This is a genomic window from Tenacibaculum tangerinum, assembly GCF_029853675.1.
Classification (GTDB): Bacteria; Bacteroidota; Bacteroidia; order Flavobacteriales; family Flavobacteriaceae; genus Polaribacter; species Polaribacter tangerinum_A.
This window is the reverse complement of record NZ_CP122539.1, coordinates 3,192,373-3,209,976: the sequence shown is the minus strand read 5'-3', so window position 1 is coordinate 3,209,976 and position 17,604 is coordinate 3,192,373. Positions and strand designations below refer to the sequence as shown.

Genomic DNA, 17,604 nt, shown 5'->3' with positions numbered 1-17,604 from the left:
GTAAATGTAAAAAAATAACAGCAATCGATTAGATTGCTGTTATTTGAATTAGTTTAGTTGTTTGGGTTTAGAATAGTATCTATTCTATCTGCCGCATCTTGTAAATGATAGCGAGTTATGGTATTACGAGCGGAAGGAATACTTCGCTTAATATCTCTTTGCAAGCGTTTTAGTTCTCCTCTTACCACAGGTTTAATATCTGATTGGTTTATGGTAACGGCTGTCTGTTTAAAATAACCTCGGTCACTTTTAGCTGCTTCTTGATCTTTCGCTTTGTTTAATAAAAAGTCCAATCTGTCTAAATGTGCACGTTGTAAGTTTCTACGGTACGGATCTATGGTTTTATTCGTATAAACCTCGCTCCAAATACCTTTGCGCAGGTCATTCATCATGTCAACTAGCGTATAGGCTTTCGTTCCGTTTAAAGTTTCATTCTCAATCATGCGCATTAACCTTCCCGTTTTTAAAACTCTATTTAAGGTTTGTACTTGTAAACTTCTAATACGTTCAATAATTCCTGAGTGTTGTGTTTTACTGATGATGTTTTCATCAATTAACCAAGTGGGAGTCGTAAACAATTCGTCGTTTACAAATTGTAACGCTCTTTTTTGATGTTCTTTCGGAACGTGCGTATATACAGCCCCATCTTGATCGGCTGTTTTAAAATACTCATATACACCACCAATGTTTGAACTTACGTGCCCCATATATCTATTAAACTGTCCAACGACTTGTCCGTACATATTTTTTAACTCTTCATAGGTTTCACCGTCTTCGGTAGTCCATTCTTCTAAGCGAGGTACAATACGTTGTAAGTTTTCAATACCATAAGCACTGGCTTTCATGGCATCGTCTCCTAAATCTTCTGTTTGAGAACTCGGGTCGATAATATTACGAACTTGTTGGTGTCCGAATCTGTACACAGGGTCTCCAGCCTTTTCTTTAATCCATTGATGTAAGATTGTTTTTTCATCTTCAGCTGATTTTTCTAAAATAGGTCTGTATCCCCAATTGATGGCATATTTATCATAAGGTCCAATATTAGGCATCAAAGCAACACCTTTATCTTCTGGTTGCGCTACATAGTTAAAACGCGCATAATCCATAATAGAAGGAGCAGTTCCATTCTTTTTAGTAAATTCAGCAGAACGTAAAGAGTCTACAGGATACGCAACAGAACTTCCCATGTTATGAGGTAGTCCGATAGTATGCCCTACTTCGTGAGAAGAAACAAAACGAATGAGACGCCCCATAATTTCATCTTTAAATTGATTCTTTCTCGCTTCTGGATTGATAGCTGCCGTTTGTACAAAATACCAGTTGTGTAATAAGGTCATTACGTTGTGGTACCAATTGATATCAGATTCTAAAATTTCTCCTGAACGAGGGTCGCTCACATGAGGTCCATTGGCATTGGGAATTGGAGAAGCTAAATAACGAACCACCGAGTAGCGCACGTCTTCCGGACTCCAATCGGGGTCTTCTTCTTTGGTAGGTGCATCTTTAGCAATGATGGCATTTTTAAATCCAGCAGCTTCAAAAGCAACTTGCCAATCTTCAATACCTTGTTTGATGTATGTCCGCCATTTTTCTGGAGTGGCTCTGTCAATATAATATACAATTTGCTTTTTCGGCTCTACCAACTCTCCTCTTTTAAATTTTTCTATATCCTCCTCTTTTACTTCTAAACGCCATCTATCTAAATAGGTAACCGATTTACTTTTTTGAGCGTCTAAACCATAATCGGTTTGAGAGCTGGTAAACCATCCTACACGTTCGTCGAAATAACGCCTTTTCATAGGGGTTTTCGGTAGTAAAATCATCGAGTTACTCAATTCCATGGTTACTGAACCTACACTTGAATTTGAAGGCGGATTTCCTGCAATGTATGTTTTTACATTTCGAACTTCGATGTTTTGAGGATAACTGCTAATTCGGTCAATATACGACCTCTTTTTATCCATTTTAGTAATCTTGTAACGTTTTCTGCTTCTCTCAGGAAAGGCAATAGCTTTTACATCCTCTTCAAAAAGCGGACTCGCATCTATAACGGTCGCTGTGGAATCCTTGCTGAACGCTTTGATAGGAAAAGCATACAAAATAGGCTCAAAATTAGAGTTGACTACAGCCTCGTGTACCGGTAAAATGGTATCTGCAACCACATTGTGAGAAACTACTTTTAACAAAATTTGTTTTTTGTTTTTTACCCAACGTAGTACTTGTGTATTTTGTTTTCCGCCACCAAAACCAATACCACTAGCGGTTTTGGCAATTCTGGTTACCATCAGCATTTCGCGGTTGAGTAGTGAATCTGGAATTTCAAATAAATAGTTGGCATCTTTCGAATGCACTTTAAACAAACCTTCGTCTGTGGTGTGTTTTTTGGTTACGACCTTTTCATAAGGTTGGATTTCGCCTTTTTTAGGTTTTTCTTTTTTAGAAGTAGTTTCTTCTTTGGTATCTTTTTTCTTCTTTCGTTGTGCGTCTGCATTCAAAGAAAAACCTAAAGCAAGAAATACCACTAAAATAGTTGAAATTATTTTTTTGGTGGTCATTGTAAAAATTAATTGAATAAATAAGGGCGGAATTTACCAAAACTTCGTTCGGTAGTCTCTTAATTATTTGTTAAAGAGAAGTTAATATAAAACAAGAAGCGAAGCAGTTTATAATTCATATCCGGTAATAACTTAGTAGTTTTTTTATTGTTTATTTTTTTTCGTACTTTTTTAAACCCTTTATTTACCACATTTTTCTTTTTCTGTTAGATGCATTTATCATGTAGTTTTCAGCTTTTTACTGCATTGTAATGTAAATAAAACCCCGTACCTTTGCAGCGGCATGAGAATTAGACGACTTTCAGATTGGTTACCGACTACAAATAAGGAGGTAAAGTTACGAGGATGGGATGCATTAGATGTTATCTTATTCAGTGGAGATGCTTATGTAGATCATCCGTCATTTGGTCCTGCTGTGATAGGACGTATTTTAGAAAGTTACGGCTTGCGTGTGGCTATTGTGCCGCAACCTAGCGTGCATGATAACTTGCAAGATTTTGAAAAGCTAGGTACTCCCAAATTATTTTTTGCGGTTACAGGTGGTTGTATGGACCCCATGGTGAGTAATTACACGGCTAGCAAACGTCGTCGTGATAAAGATGCCTACACACCCAATGGAGATAAAGGGTTTAGACCCGATTACGCTACTTCAGTATACTCGAAAATTTTAAAAGAAAAGTTTCCTGATGTTCCGGTGCTTATCGGCGGAATTGAAGCTTCGTTGCGTCGTGTAACGCATTACGATTATTGGTCAGACAAACTATTACCTACCATTTTAGAGACCTCTAAAGCAGATATGTTGGTGTATGGAATGGGTGAGCAACCTTTACGTGAAATTGTAGAATTGTTGCAAAAAGGGGTGCCGTTTTCGAGTCTAAAAACAATTAAGCAGACCGCTGTTTTATTAGAGGAAGGTGAAAAAGTTCCGAAAAACAAGAATTGGGACGATGTAGAAATTAGTTCGCACGAGACCTGTTTGAAAGACAAGAAGGCGTATGCTGCTAACTTTAAAATTATAGAACAAGAATCAAATAAATTACAAGCACGTCGTATTTTTCAAAAAGTGGGAGATAAAAAGCTGATGATCAATCCGCCTTTTCCAACCATGACAGAAGAAGAAATTGATGCCTCATTCGATTTGCCTTATACACGATTACCGCATCCAAAATATAACAAGCGTGGCCCTATTCCTGCGTTTGAAATGATTAAATTCTCTATCAATATCCACCGCGGATGTTTTGGAGGATGTAGTTTTTGTACCATCTCTGCACATCAAGGAAAGTTTATTGCCAGCAGAAGTCAAGAATCTATTTTAAAAGAAGTAGATCAGGTGGCGCAGATGGATGATTTTAAAGGGTATTTATCAGATATTGGCGGACCTTCTGCCAATATGTATAAAATGAAAGGAAAGGTGCAGGCAATTTGCGATAAGTGTGTAGCGCCTTCGTGTATTTCGCCTGTAATTTGTAGTAATTTAGATACGTCACATAAACCGTTAACCGAATTATATCAGGCAGTTGATGCGCATCCGAAGGTTAAAAAATCGTTTATTGGTAGTGGTATTCGACACGATATGTTGGTACCCGAATTTAATAAAAATGCCGACCCGAAAGAGTTAGATGCGTATACAGAAGAGGTGATGACAAAGCATGTTTCTGGTCGATTGAAAGTAGCCCCTGAACATACTTCTGATCCTGTATTGAAATTGATGCGTAAACCGTCGTTTAAGTATTTTCATTTATTTAAAGAACGCTTTGACCGTATTAATATCAAAAAGAAGCTAAAATTACAGTTAATTCCGTATTTTATATCAAGTCACCCAGCTTGTGAGGCAGAAGACATGGCAAATTTGGCGGCAGAAACGAAAGATATGGGCTTTCAGTTAGAACAGGTGCAAGGGTTTACACCAACACCCATGACGGTGGCTACAGTGATTTATTATAGCGGATACCATCCGTATACGTTAAAAGAAGTAAAAACTCCGAAAACGAAGAAGGAGAAGGAAGACCAGCATCGATTTTTCTTTTGGTATAAAAAGGAAAACAAGCAATGGATAAAAGACACGTTAAGCAAAGTTGGACGTACCGATTTATTGAAAAAATTGTTGCCTGAAGATACTTCGTGGCGCAAGAACAAAGCAGGTAAAGCTAAGAATACGTTCGATGATACGGTAACATATAATAAGAATACAAAACCTTCGAGAAGAAAAAATAAAGGTTTTAAAAAGAAGAGACGATAAGAATAAAAAAATCCGCTGCTAGGCGGATTTTACTACAGTTCATTTCAGTATTTTTAATTTCTATGCAATGCTGTTCCTTTTTTTAAGCGAATTAACCATGGTGTTTCTACACTGAATCCTATATTTCTTTGGAACTCATACGATTTATGGTTTATTATTTCGCATTTAGGTCTATTGTCTCTTCGAGTAAATTTAGTTGAATAAAATGAAAATAATCTTGTCCAGAGAAGTCATAGCATAGTTCTCGATAGCTCTACCGCAGTACAATTTTTAATTCATTACTATTCTTAAAAATCACTCGAACTGACGGTATACAAAAAAAATTATTCATTAATCTTATAAAACCATTTAATGATAAAAAATTTTGTTCTAAAAACATGGATTTGGATAACTTTTATAAGGAATAAAGAGGTACTACCTACAAATTCAAAAAACACAAATCCTAAAATGGAATACGAAGGTTTTTCAGGAGCTTTTATTTGGGAAGATGAAGGCTTATGGGAACTTAGAAATCATAATCTGGTTAATGCTTTTAAATATGTAATTCATCATAGAATGACATTAGTTGTGGGGTCTAAAAACGATGTAGGAGTGATGCGTTCTTATAGTTTTGACAAACAAATTTTTGAAATGGCTAAAAAACATTTTCCAAACTGGATTGGTTTTCACGAGTCTAGATGCTCATACAATTCTGAAATTGCTAACAGCATGATGAGAATTAGAAAAGTTGCAGATTGGAGGTTTCAAAAATTATTGAATGAAGAATGATAAACATTCCTCACATCAAAATCTATTTACTTACTTCAAACGTATCTGTTAACCCTGTTTGCGAGTTCGGTCCTACATACACATGAAATAAACCTGGCTCCATTTCTTTTTTGTTGTTCAAAGTCCAAAACGCAAGATCTTGGGCACTAAGTTCAAACTGAATCGTTTCGGAAGCTCCTTTAGCAATCAACACTTTTTTAAATCCTTTTAATTCCTTTACGGGTCTTGAGCGACTGGCAACAGGATCGTTAATATACAATTGCACCACCTCTTCTCCATCTAAATTTCCTGTATTACTCACAGTACAACTTACAGTAATTTTTACATCGGCTCCTTTTCCTTGAGTGCTTACCTTTAGGTCTGAATACTCAAAAGAAGTATAACTAAGTCCGTAGCCAAAAGGGTACAATGGTGTTTTTTCGGAATCGGTATAGTGAGAATAAAAAACATTCCCTCCTTCTTGTACAGGCCTTCCTGTACTCAATGTATTATAATACACAGGAACTTGACCAATATTGCGAGGAAAAGAAATTGGTAATTTTGCAGATGGATTGTAATCTCCGAAAACAACATCTGCAATCGCATTACCAGACTCAGACCCCAACTGCCAAGTTACCAACAGCCCAGGAACTTTTTTAGAAAGTTCAGAAATATCCATTGCTCTACCATTAGAAAGCAATACCACTACATTCTTATTTACCTTCAGTATTTCGTCTAACAATTCTTCCTGCAATCCTTTTAATTTGATATCGGTTTTGCTTCTTCCTTCACCACTTTCAAAGGCATTTTCACCAATAGCAAGTAACACCACATCAGCTTTTGAGGCTGTTTTAACAGCTTTACCAAAACCTGATTTATCCTTAGTGTTAAATTTTAAATGATATATAAAATGTGTTCCATCAACCGTGAGGTCACAGCCCTTTGCAAAACTTACGTCTTCCGGATTTATACTTTTGTTTTTAATTCCTTCATAGATAGATACCGCACTATTGGTTTTTGCCTGAGCTCTCCAGCTTCCCAAAGGAGAATCCGTATCATTTCCAAAAGGACCAATGACCGCTATTTTACTTGTTTTTGAAAGCGGAAGAATATTGTCAGTATTTTTCAACAATACTATTGATTTTCGCGCTGCATCACGAGCTACATTTTTATGATCTTGAGAACCTATGACTTGTTTTTCAAAATCTACGTTGCAATATTTATAAGGGTCGTCAAATAAGCCTAATTGTAATTTAACATTCAAAATTCTTCTCACGGCATCGTCTATAAGTGCCTCTTCTACTAAGCCCTCATTAACCAATTCTTTTAGATGATTGCTATAAGAAATGGATTGCATATCCATATCGCAACCCGCTTTGATAGCTATTTTAGCAGCCTCTTTTTTGTCTTTAGCAGCACCATGCGTCACTATTTCTCCTATAGATGCCCAATCAGACAAGACAAACCCATCGAAGTTCCACTCGCCTTTTAAAATATCTCTTTGTAAAAAAGCACTTCCTGTAGCAGGAACCCCGTTTACGGTATTAAAAGCATTCATAAAAGTAGCTATTCCAGCATCTACACAAGCTTTAAATGGTGGGAAAACGACATCGTGCAGCGTTGCATCATCAATACTAACACTGTTGTATTCTCTCCCGGATTCAATAAAGCCATAAGCCGCAAAATGCTTTGCACACGAGGCAATAGTAGTTCGACTACTTAAATCGTCTCCTTGAAATCCTTTTACTGCTGCATACGCCATTTTAGAGGTTAAATAGGTATCTTCACCAAAGCCTTCCATTGCCCTACCCCATCGAGCATCTCTAGAGACATCAACCATAGGTGCAAATGTCCAATGCACCCCAGCAGCAGCGGTTTCTGTTGCTGCGACGCTAGAAGCGCTTTTAACTACTTCAGCATCCCAAGAAGCTGCCATAGCTAAAGGAACAGGAAACATGGTTTGAAAGCCATGAACCACATCATATCCAAAAATAAGCGGAATACCCAAACGACTTTCTTCTACAGCTAGTTTCTGAACTTGGTACGTTTTTTCAGCACCTATTACGTTTAGAAATGAACCAATCATTCCTTTTTTAATCATTTCCGTCCGACTTAATTGTCCGTCTTCATTAGCGATGTTCCCGGTAAGCTCTTCGTAGCCAGACAACTGATTTAATTGTCCGATTTTTTCGTCTAAAGTCATTAAAGACAAAATAGAATCTGCCTTAGCAAAGGTTGTGTCTTTTGTTGAAACCGTGTTTTTTTTACAGTTGAAAAAAAGTACAGAAAATAGTACTAGAAATGAGAAAATGGGGTAGTTAAATCTTGACATTGTATTGTTTTATAAAATGCCAATATACGAAGTATGATTTTTCAGTACAATGTTGTCATGATTTTAATTGTATACAGCAACACTTTTAAGTTAGTTTACATACTTTAAATCTTATATGCTAACCATTAAATCTAGGTAATTACAATGAATAAACGTACATGATAGTGCTTGTTTTTTATTCACAATCATTCTCTAAAGCTGCATTACAACCATTCTAAAAATTTCTCTCTAGGAATTTCTCTTGCGCCTAAACTTGCTAAATGATCGTTATATACTTGACAATCGATAAGTTTATACCCTCCGTTTTGCGCTAAGTGAATAAATGCTACTTTACTCATATTGCTTACTTTACTAAACATACTCTCCCCACAAAACACACCGTTACCTAAATCTACTCCGTACAAACCAGCTACTAGTGTGTCGTCGATCCATACCTCAACAGATGTTGCATAGCCTTTGTCGTGTAAATGAATGTAGGCATCTTCCATTTCATCGGTAATCCATGTTCCGAGTTGGTCAAAACGATTGATATGTCGGCAATTAAAAATTACCTCGTCAAAAGCCTTGTTTTCTGTTATCGTAAAACCACCCTTTCGAAGCACTTGTTTCATCGATTTTGATATTTTTACTTCCTCAGGAAATAAGACCATACGTTCCCATGGAGCGTACCAAACAATTGGCTCACCTTCGTTAAACCAAGGGAAAATTCCATGTTGATAAGCATACACCAATCGTTCAACCGACAAATCACCACCCAAGGCCAACAAACCATCATCGGTAGCCAACTCATACGGTGGAAATTCAATTTTTTCTGAAAGCCAAATCATATCCTCTGTTTTAATAAAAGTCGTCACTGCGAGGTACGAAGCAGTCTCTTGTTTAAAAGATTACTTCACTCATCTCTTCGTTCGTAATGATATTATAAAATTAACAATCCCAACAAATATATAGTGCTTCCTACCACCATGGCAATTAATGTGTAGGGTAAAATTTCTTTTGCTTTTAGTTTTGTTATTCCGAGTAGCGGTAATGCCCAAAATGGTTGTAACATATTGGTTATTTGGTCTCCATAAGCCAATGCCATAATAGCTTTGGGTAATGGAACTCCTAATTGTAACGCACTTTCTACAACTATAGGTCCTTGTACGACCCACTGCCCTCCTCCGCTTGGCACAAAAATATTGACCAAGCCAGCACTAAAAAAGGTATAAATTGGCAATGTTGTAGTCGTTGCTATCGACACAAAAAAATCAGAAATTAACGTGACCATTCCTGTACTTTTCATCACGCCCATGATACCGAAGTATAACGGAAACTGAATGAGAATTCCCGATACATCGCTAATCGATTCTCCTACTGCATTGGTGAATTTTTTAAAACTTCCGTGAAGGATGATACCCAATCCTAACATCAAAAAATTAATTAAGTTAGGTGTGATTTTTAACTGCTGAATATCGACCCAATAACGATAGCCAAAAGCTAGTAAAATTAAAACCCCGAAAGCAAACGCCAACCATTTAGAACTATCTAGTTTTTCTGCTTGTGTGCTTGCTGCCGTATCGGTATGCATTTGATATTCTGGTAAATGAATGGTAGTAGGATTTGCTTTTTTTCCTAAGAAATAAAACGTTGCCGATACGGCAGCAACCACCACGAAAAAAATGAGCAAATTCCACCAGCTAAAAATAGTTTGTGAATAATCAATCACGTCGGGTATTTGAGCTAACACCTCATCCGAAGAAATTGATTCCATAATGCTTTTTATATGTCCGCTCTCGTTAATTTTTATCGGTGCCGACCCTGAAATTCCACCGTGCCAAACCATCAACCCCATATAACCTGCTGCTCCAATAATCGGATAATTTAGTTTGATATTCTGTTGCTGTGCATGTTCTGCTACTTTACGTGCCAATAAAGCACCAAAGATGAGTCCTAACCCCCAATTAAAAAAAGCTACCATCATGGTAGTGCTACTTACAATGGCAGCACTGTTTGCGGTGTTGGTACAGAATTTTGTTACTTTTAAAATTAAGTTGCTTACGGGTTTACTCAACACCAGCACATGTCCTAACACCAAAATTAACATCATTTGATAGGCAAAAACAAGCAATCCGTCAGACCAAATTCCGTTTTCCCAAAATTGTAGGACTTCTACAGTGTAGTTTACTACTGAACTTTCTGCTGGTTTTGTGAATAACAACGCTAGCAAAAGGGTAACAAGAGTTAATAAAATAGCAATGGTAAAGGGTGAGGGTACATATTTTTTAAAAACATGTTCTATAACCTGCGTAATTTTCATGGTCTAAAGTTTGATTTGCTAAAATAATTAAATTTGTTAGTTGTTAGTTGTTAGTTGTTAGTTGTTAGTTGTTAGTTGTTAGTGAAAATATTCTTTCCGAGCAAAAAAAGCCATTGATATTTGATATGAGTAGATTGTTTTTTTACCTAGTTTTGCAGCATGGTTACAGAACTTCAATTACGTGTTAATCTAGTAGAAGAACGTAAAGACAATATATTACAGCTAAAAGCTGCTAAAAAACTGGGGATAGCTACTACTGATATTACCAGCGTAAAGGTGTTACGCAAATCGATTGATGCGCGAAAGAAAGAAGTTGTTTTTAATTATAAAGTAGCGGTGTACATCAACGAGCTACAACCAGATACTCCTGAGTATATTTTTGATTATCAGGAAGTATCGAATTCAAAAGAAATTCATATTGTGGGGTTTGGTCCTGCGGGAATGTACGCGGCGCTTCGTTGTATTGAACTGGGGTACAAACCCATTGTGTTAGAGCGCGGTAAAAATGTACAAGACCGTCGCAGAGATTTGCGGGCTATTAACCAATTTCATGAGGTAAATCCTGATTCTAACTACTGCTTTGGAGAGGGTGGTGCAGGCACCTATTCTGACGGAAAGTTATATACCCGAAGTTTAAAGCGTGGTGATGTTCGTAAAATATTTGAAAATTTAGTGTATCACGGTGCTACTGACCAAATTTTGGTAGATGCGCATCCGCATATAGGAACAAACAAACTTCCGAAGATTATTCAAAATATTCGTGAAACGATTTTAAAACACGGTGGTGAAGTTCATTTTGAAACTCGTGTTACCGATTTTATCGTTAAAAATAATAAGTTACAAGCCATACAGTTACAAAACGGAACTGAAATGGCTGTAAATGCTGTAATTTTGGCTACTGGGCATTCAGCAAGAGATATTTACGAGCTATTGCATAAAAAAGATATTTTACTAAAAGCGAAGTCGTTTGCTATGGGTGTTCGTGTGGAACATCCACAGGAAATTATTGACCAAATTCAGTACAGTTGTGCAGGTAAACGTGATGAGTTGTTACCTGCTGCTGCCTATAGTTTGGTGCACCAAGTTGGCAATAGAGGTGTGTACTCTTTCTGTATGTGCCCTGGTGGGTTCATTGTACCTGCTGCAACCGCCAATGGTGAAGTGGTAGTAAACGGAATGTCGCCTTCTCGTCGTAATAACAAGTTTGCCAACTCTGGTATTGTGGTTGAAATTAATGTAGACAAAGATTTACCGAAGTATGAAAAGTATGGTGTTTTAAAAGGCTTACAATACCAAAAAGACTTAGAAAAACTAGCCTTTAATGCTGGAGGCAAAAGTCAAGTTGCTCCTGCACAACGTTTAACTGATTTTGTAGAAGGCAGGCTTTCTTCTTCTTTAAATGATTGCTCGTATCAACCGGGATTAAATTCTTCGCCTTTACATTCCTTGCTTCCTAAATTGATTGGTAGTAGACTGCGTAAGGGGTTTGCTGCTTTTGGCAAGAAAATGCACGGGTACTACACTGCGGAAGCGAATGTTGTTGGGGTAGAGTCTAGAACCTCATCACCTGTAAATATTCCAAGAAAAGAAAATTTAGAGCATCCTCAAATTAGTGGTTTGTTTCCTTGTGGTGAAGGGGGAGGCTACGCTGGTGGAATTATTTCGGCTGCCATGGATGGTGAGCGATGTGCAGAAGCTGCTATTGCAAGCCTATAATAATTAACAATTATTTGTTAGCGTAGTTTCTAATTACCTCGTACTTTTGCACTTCCTAAAATTAGAGGCTTTTTTGCGATGATTCAAAAGAATAATAGAAAGAACAAAAAAAGATAAATAAACCCCATTATAAGCGTTTACACAACTACTATAATCGAACGGGGTTTTATATGTTTATTTGGGAGAGTTTAAAGAAAGCTTTTTGGCCAATTGTAGGTATCGTTGTCGGGTTATTTTTATTTAATAAATATGTTTATAATATTAATGATGGTTTACAAACCATGACCGAAACTTTTTCTAGAACTGCAATTTTAATTACCTTTTTTATATCTGAAACGATTTTGGGATTAATTCCTCCAGAAATTTTCATCGCATGGTCTAAGAAAACAGAAAATCCTATTCTTAATATTTCTCTGTTGGCTACCTTATCTTATTTAGGAGGCTTGTGTGCTTACTTTATTGGAAGAGCTTCTTTAAAGATTGATTCTGTAAGGAATTACTTAGAAATAAAAATGGCTAAAAATCTTAAAAACACCAGTAAATGGGGAGGTTTTCTAATTTTAGTAGGAGCCTTATTACCGCTTCCTTTTGCTATTAGCTGCTTAACTGCTGGGATGATTAAATATCCTTTTAAAAATGTAGTTGTGGTAGGCTTATTTCGTTTTGCTCGTTTTGCTATTTACGCATGGGCTATTTTTTCAGTAGTAAATTAATTTAAACCAGTTATGGGACTAACTAACAACGATATTTTTAAAAAATTACGAGTGGCACACAAATTAAGAGATACAGATATTATTGAAATTTGTGCGTTGGTTGATTTTAAAGTTTCTAAATCGGAAATTAACGCTATTTTCCGCAAAGAAGATCATCCTAAATATATGGAGTGTGGCGACCAGTTTTTACGAAACTTTTTAAATGGGTTAATAATTCATTTAAGAGGACCAATGCCTGAGAAAAAATAATACTTACATACAAAAAAACCCTCTGAAACTAATCAGAGGGTTTTTATTTTCCCCTTAAATTCCTCAGTCAATACGAATATTGAATGATTCTGGCACAAATATACTCCCATTTTGTACTATCCAAAAGGGGATATCCGCAATAAAAAGTGTAGTTTTCCGTAAAAAGAAAAGAGCACAAAACTTTGCACTCTTTTTAATACGTAATATGTTATTTATATTGATTTAGAAAGGTAAATCATCTGGTTCATTTTCAGACAAATCAGGAGCTGGCTCAAACTGATCGGCTGGCGGAATGTTTTGAGGAGCAGCTTGCGCTAAATTTTCTATTCTCCATCCTTGAATAGAGTTAAAATACTTTGCTTCACCTTGTGGGTTAATCCATTCTCTTCCTCTTAAATTAATAGAAACCTTTACATCTTGTCCTACTTGATAATTGTTTAATAAATCACATTTATCTTGAATAAACTCAATTAATATCATTTGAGGATATTGTTCATCGGTAGTTACTACCATTTCACGTTTTCTAAACCCGTTAGAACCAAATGTTTGTGTCTCGTTAATTAATTTAATTTTTCCTATTACTTCCATTTCTTATCTATTTAATCAAAAGTACTTTCCAAGCACTTTCTACATCATTATTTTGTAAATACTCTTGTGCAAAAGTATGTTTTTTTTCAGTTGAAATCCCCACAAATTGCGCATGTTCTTTTGCAAAGTTATTAACAGCTTCTTCTGTGGGTAACTGTTCTACATTGCCTAACATGCCTAAATTATTGCCTGTTAATATGGTACTGTTTCTTATTTCTGTAGGTATTTGGTCTACCCCAATCCCTAGGGTACTTAACGGTTTGGGTATTTCAAAAAAACCATCTCTAGCTCTACTGTAATAACTTCCTCCTGCTCTGGCTACTAAATCTATTTTATACTGGTCTATACTTCCATCTTCGGCGAGCACTTCTTCCTTAACGTGTAATTTTACCACTTCACATACAATTAAGTTCCCTGCTCCGCCTTCTTCTCCTGTGTAAATTATATCTTTTACTTTACATTCAAATTGCACGGGAGACTCAGCGACTCTAAACGGCTTTACTTCATCTGAAGGCAACATGGTAAAACCAGCTTTTATAAATTCGTTTACCCCTTTTGGATACATGGTACTACTCAACGACATTTGTTGCACCATGGCGTAGTTTACAATATTAATCACTACTTCTTTGGTTGCTTCAGCATTATCTAAGGTATGTTTTGTTTTATTACCCCTTACGCTACGTGCAGGAGAGAAAATCATAATGGGAGGGTTCGCTCCAAATACGTTAAAGAAACTAAATGGTGATAAATTTGGATTTCCGTCTGCATCTATAGTACTTGCAAAAGCAATAGGTCTTGGAGCCACAGCTCCTAATAAGTATCCATGCAGCTTAGAAGTTGGTATCTCTTTAGGGTTTATTGATAACATACTATATTTTTTAGTGTAAATATACTACCTATTTATAAATTTAGTTATTGTAGAGAATAGTTTATATTTGATTGATGGCTTTTTTTACAAATACGTATTGGGTAAAACGAATTGCAATTAGCATCTCTTTACTTACCGTTTTATTTATTTTATGGAATACTTATGTGTTTTTCCAAAAATTTAAAAAAGATGAGCGTGCTAAAATGGAGATTTATGCTACCGCAATTAAAGAAGTAGCTTCTAGCCCTAATTCTGATGGTAATTTTAATTTAGTAAACAAAGTTTATGAAACCATAGAGAATATTCCCTCTATTATGGTGGGTAAAGACGGAAAAATAAAACAGTTTCATAACTTAGACTCTGTAAAATCTACAAACCCTGCATACCTTCAGAAGCAATTGAGTATTATGAAAAATCAAAATGAACCAATTGCCATAGAGTACTTAGGAATTAAAGAGTATATTTATTATAGAAATTCAGACCTTTTATACAAACTTAAATACTATCCGCTTGCCTTAGTTTTAATACTAGGACTATTTCTTACCATTTTATACATGGTATACAAGTCTAGCAAAGTTGCCGAACAAAACAAATTGTGGACCGGTATGGCGAAAGAAACAGCACATCAAATCGGAACACCACTTTCTTCATTATTGGGTTGGATAACTATTTTACGTACTGAAAATGTTAATAGTGATTATGTTGACGAGATTGAAAAAGATGTAAAACGCTTAAATACGATTGCGAATCGTTTTTCTAAAATAGGTTCACTACCAGAATTAAAAAAGCACAATATCGTTTCGGTTACCAAAATTGCTTTTGATTACTTACAAAATAGAAGTTCTAAACAGATATCTTTTTCTTTTAGTACTGAAGCAGAAGAAATTTTTACAAACCTAAACTCAGAACTTTACGGGTGGGTTATAGAAAACCTGCTAAAAAATGCTATTGATGCTATGCAAGGCAAAGGAAGCTTATCTGTGGGCATTAGTGAAAATTCTAAAAATGTGAAAATTAGAATTTCAGACACGGGTAAAGGAATTCCTAAATCACAATTTACACAAATATTTACACCAGGTTTTACGACAAAAAAACGTGGTTGGGGACTCGGATTATCGCTCTCTAAGCGCATTATTGAAGATTATCACAACGGAAAAATACACGTACTCAAATCAGAACTAGGCAAAGGAACTACTTTTGAAATCTTATTGAATAAGGTTTAGTAATTCCTTCTCTCTTATTTAATGTTGCCTTAATTAATAACCAACTCTGTTGTTACTGTAATTTCTTTTGATGAATTCTCATCTTTTAACTTAGCTACTAACCTACATGGATTGCTAATTTTCCCCTTAGAGAAACTAATTTTTGCTGTTAATTGGTTTTCTAAAGCTTTAGGGTCAACTCCTTCCTTATAAGCACTCAATAGATTCGGGTTAGAAATGATCTTACCTCCTTTACTATCTGAAAGTTCAAGCGAAAAAACAGGAAAAACTTTGTTATCGCTTAACTCTAAACCTTTTGCTCCCTCAATTATTAAAATAAATAAATGTTCAGGACTTATATTTTTATTAAAAACGGGTTGTTTAAGCGTCTCATTCCACAAATAAATATTTGTATACTCAATATCATTATTTGTTATTTTAAGTAAATCGTTTTCCTTTACAGTAAATGGTAATTCATAGTTGAACTTCCCTTCCCCTTTTTTATCCCATATTTGTACATAAGCCTTATACTTTTCGTTATTTTGATATGGTAATGCTGCTCTAAAGTTAGCTTGTAGTTTAAGAGGAAAAAGTGCTGTTCCATCAGTTATGTTTCCTAGTAAATCAGGGTTAGAGAGCACAGTGTCCTTTTCATTTTTAACAATATACATTGAAAGCCCAGGATACGTTTTTTTATCTAATTTTGTTAAACCAGTAACATTATTAAAAACTAAATTTACTTTTTCGCCAAAAACAAATTCATTTCTCTTTTCAACTTTACCATTAACTTCTATAATTACATCATCAGATCCTAATCCGTCTCCTCTTGAATATGCTCCTGTTATTAAATCTTTATTTGCTGATTGATTAAATTGACAAGAACTAAATAGTATAGTGAATGTTACTAAAATAGGTATGATAGTTTTCTGCATTAATTTTTTTCTTATTTGGTTACTTAATCTTTTGTGTTTATAATCTCGTTAAAATAAATGATAACTCAATTACTCAAAATTCTTAGCAATCCCTTCAGCAACAGCTACAAACTCTTCGTTTGTTAACTTTTCTTTCTTTACAAATCGGATATCCTCCATGGTTTGTAACGGAATTAAGTGTACGTGTACATGAGGTACTTCTAAACCAATTACACTCATTCCTACACGTTCGCACGGAATCGTTTTTTCAATCGCTTTTGCTACTCTGTAAGAGAAAGACATTAATCCGTCATACTCTTCTTTTGATAAATCAAATAGTTTATTTTCTTCACGTTTAGGAATTACTAACGTATGTCCTTTTGCATTTGGATTGATATCTAAAAAAGCAAAATAGTTATCATCTTCAGCTATTTTGTACGATGGAATTTCTCCGTTTATAATCTTTGTAAAAATACTTGCCATGTTTTTTAATTTAATTTTACAGTAAAAGTAAAAAAGAAATCGGGTTCTAGCGAAGCTAAAACCCGAATAAATCTTTACTCTTTTGTATTTGTTTTTTCTCTTATCGAGAAATTTCCATAACTTCAAATTTCATAATTCCGTTAGGTACTTGTATTTCGGCAATATCACCTACTTTTTTACCTAGCAAACCTTTACCAATTGGTGAGTTTACAGATAATTTACCGTTTCTTACATCACTTTCGCTATCTGCTACCAAGGTATAGGTAAACTCCATTCCGTTCACTGTATTTTTAATTTTAACAATAGAATGAATTAAGATTTTTGACAAATCTAATTGACTTTCATCAATAATACGAGCATTGGCAACTACGTTTTTTAGCTTTGCTATTTTGGTTTCTAATAACGACTGTTCTTCTTTGGCAGCATGATACTCTGCATTCTCGCTCAAATCTCCTTTATCACGAGCATCTGCAATTTCTTGAGAAACACGTGGTCTTTCTACTTGTTCTAAATGTGCTAACTCGTTCTTTAATTTCTTTAATCCTTCTTCTGTATAATATGATACATTACTCATCTCTTTTCTTTTTAAATCATCAAACTATATATACTTTTCATGTAAAGATAAAAAGCATACAACTTTTCTCCCTAAAACCCTGTGGGTTAAACTTAAAAATCTCATGCCGCAAGGAATGAGATTATCTT

15 protein-coding genes are annotated in these 17,604 nt (G+C 35.4%); 6 read left to right on the top strand and 9 right to left on the bottom strand.

Annotated elements, in window-relative coordinates:
• Positions 1–53: 53 nt before the first annotated feature.
• The gene (locus P8625_RS14490) at positions 54–2,555 is read right to left on the bottom strand and encodes a zinc-dependent metalloprotease (protein ID WP_279651151.1); all 2,502 of its coding nucleotides are present in this window, start codon (positions 2,553–2,555) and stop codon (positions 54–56) included.
• A gap of 283 nt (positions 2,556–2,838) precedes the next feature.
• Here P8625_RS14490 and P8625_RS14485 point away from each other — a divergent pair, with 283 nt between their 5' ends.
• Positions 2,839–4,794 (top strand): YgiQ family radical SAM protein, encoded by a 1,956-nt coding sequence (locus tag P8625_RS14485; RefSeq protein ID WP_279651150.1) that lies wholly within the window; start codon positions 2,839–2,841, stop codon positions 4,792–4,794.
• A 351-nt stretch (positions 4,795–5,145) separates the two neighbouring features.
• Entirely contained in the window at positions 5,146–5,562 is a 417-nt protein-coding gene (locus P8625_RS14480; RefSeq protein WP_279651149.1) for a hypothetical protein, read from the top strand.
• Positions 5,563–5,584: 22 nt separating this feature from the next.
• On the opposite strand, the gene bglX is transcribed toward P8625_RS14480, so the two are convergent.
• The 3 genes from bglX to P8625_RS14465 form a co-directional block, all read right to left on the bottom strand.
• Positions 5,585–7,873, bottom strand: coding sequence for a beta-glucosidase BglX (gene bglX, locus P8625_RS14475; protein WP_279651148.1), 2,289 nt, complete (start codon positions 7,871–7,873; stop codon positions 5,585–5,587).
• A gap of 203 nt (positions 7,874–8,076) precedes the next feature.
• Positions 8,077–8,700 carry a leucyl/phenylalanyl-tRNA--protein transferase gene (gene aat / locus P8625_RS14470; RefSeq protein WP_279651147.1) on the bottom strand — a complete coding sequence of 208 codons (624 nt, stop codon included), beginning with the start codon at positions 8,698–8,700 and terminating at the stop codon, positions 8,077–8,079.
• Positions 8,701–8,792: 92 nt separating this feature from the next.
• The gene (locus P8625_RS14465; RefSeq protein ID WP_279651146.1) at positions 8,793–10,172 is read right to left on the bottom strand and encodes a short-chain fatty acid transporter; all 1,380 of its coding nucleotides are present in this window, start codon (positions 10,170–10,172) and stop codon (positions 8,793–8,795) included.
• Positions 10,173–10,331: 159 nt separating this feature from the next.
• Between P8625_RS14465 and P8625_RS14460 the strand changes: the two genes are divergently transcribed.
• From P8625_RS14460 to P8625_RS14450, 3 genes are all read left to right on the top strand, one after another.
• Positions 10,332–11,888, top strand: a complete 1,557-nt coding sequence (locus tag P8625_RS14460) for an NAD(P)/FAD-dependent oxidoreductase (RefSeq protein ID WP_279651145.1) — start codon at positions 10,332–10,334, stop codon at positions 11,886–11,888.
• Between the two features lie 170 nt (positions 11,889–12,058).
• A complete protein-coding gene (locus tag P8625_RS14455) occupies positions 12,059–12,601 on the top strand; it encodes a YqaA family protein (RefSeq protein WP_279651144.1) in 543 nt (180 codons plus the stop codon).
• Between the two features lie 12 nt (positions 12,602–12,613).
• Entirely contained in the window at positions 12,614–12,850 is a 237-nt protein-coding gene (locus tag P8625_RS14450; protein ID WP_279651143.1) for a DUF1456 family protein, read from the top strand.
• Positions 12,851–13,072: 222 nt separating this feature from the next.
• Here P8625_RS14450 and P8625_RS14445 read toward each other — a convergent pair whose 3' ends face one another.
• On the bottom strand, positions 13,073–13,438 hold the full coding sequence (locus tag P8625_RS14445; protein WP_279651142.1) for a DUF3127 domain-containing protein: 366 nt from the start codon (positions 13,436–13,438) through the stop codon (positions 13,073–13,075).
• Between the two features lie 7 nt (positions 13,439–13,445).
• A complete protein-coding gene (locus P8625_RS14440) occupies positions 13,446–14,306 on the bottom strand; it encodes a flavin reductase family protein (RefSeq protein ID WP_279651141.1) in 861 nt (286 codons plus the stop codon).
• A 74-nt stretch (positions 14,307–14,380) separates the two neighbouring features.
• Here P8625_RS14440 and P8625_RS14435 point away from each other — a divergent pair, with 74 nt between their 5' ends.
• Complete coding sequence (locus P8625_RS14435; RefSeq protein WP_279651140.1) at positions 14,381–15,529, top strand: sensor histidine kinase; 1,149 nt, start codon at positions 14,381–14,383, stop codon at positions 15,527–15,529.
• Positions 15,530–15,558: 29 nt separating this feature from the next.
• Here the strand turns inward: P8625_RS14435 and P8625_RS14430 are convergent, their stop codons facing one another.
• The 3 genes from P8625_RS14430 to greA form a co-directional block, all read right to left on the bottom strand.
• Positions 15,559–16,440: a hypothetical protein gene (locus P8625_RS14430; RefSeq protein ID WP_279651139.1), complete on the bottom strand. Its 882-nt coding sequence runs from the start codon at positions 16,438–16,440 to the stop codon at positions 15,559–15,561.
• Between the two features lie 69 nt (positions 16,441–16,509).
• Positions 16,510–16,902, bottom strand: a complete 393-nt coding sequence (locus P8625_RS14425) for an HIT family protein (protein WP_099215938.1) — start codon at positions 16,900–16,902, stop codon at positions 16,510–16,512.
• 100 nt (positions 16,903–17,002) lie between these two features.
• Positions 17,003–17,476 carry a transcription elongation factor GreA gene (gene greA, locus P8625_RS14420; protein WP_279651138.1) on the bottom strand — a complete coding sequence of 158 codons (474 nt, stop codon included), beginning with the start codon at positions 17,474–17,476 and terminating at the stop codon, positions 17,003–17,005.
• Between the last annotated feature and the right edge of the window lie 128 nt (positions 17,477–17,604).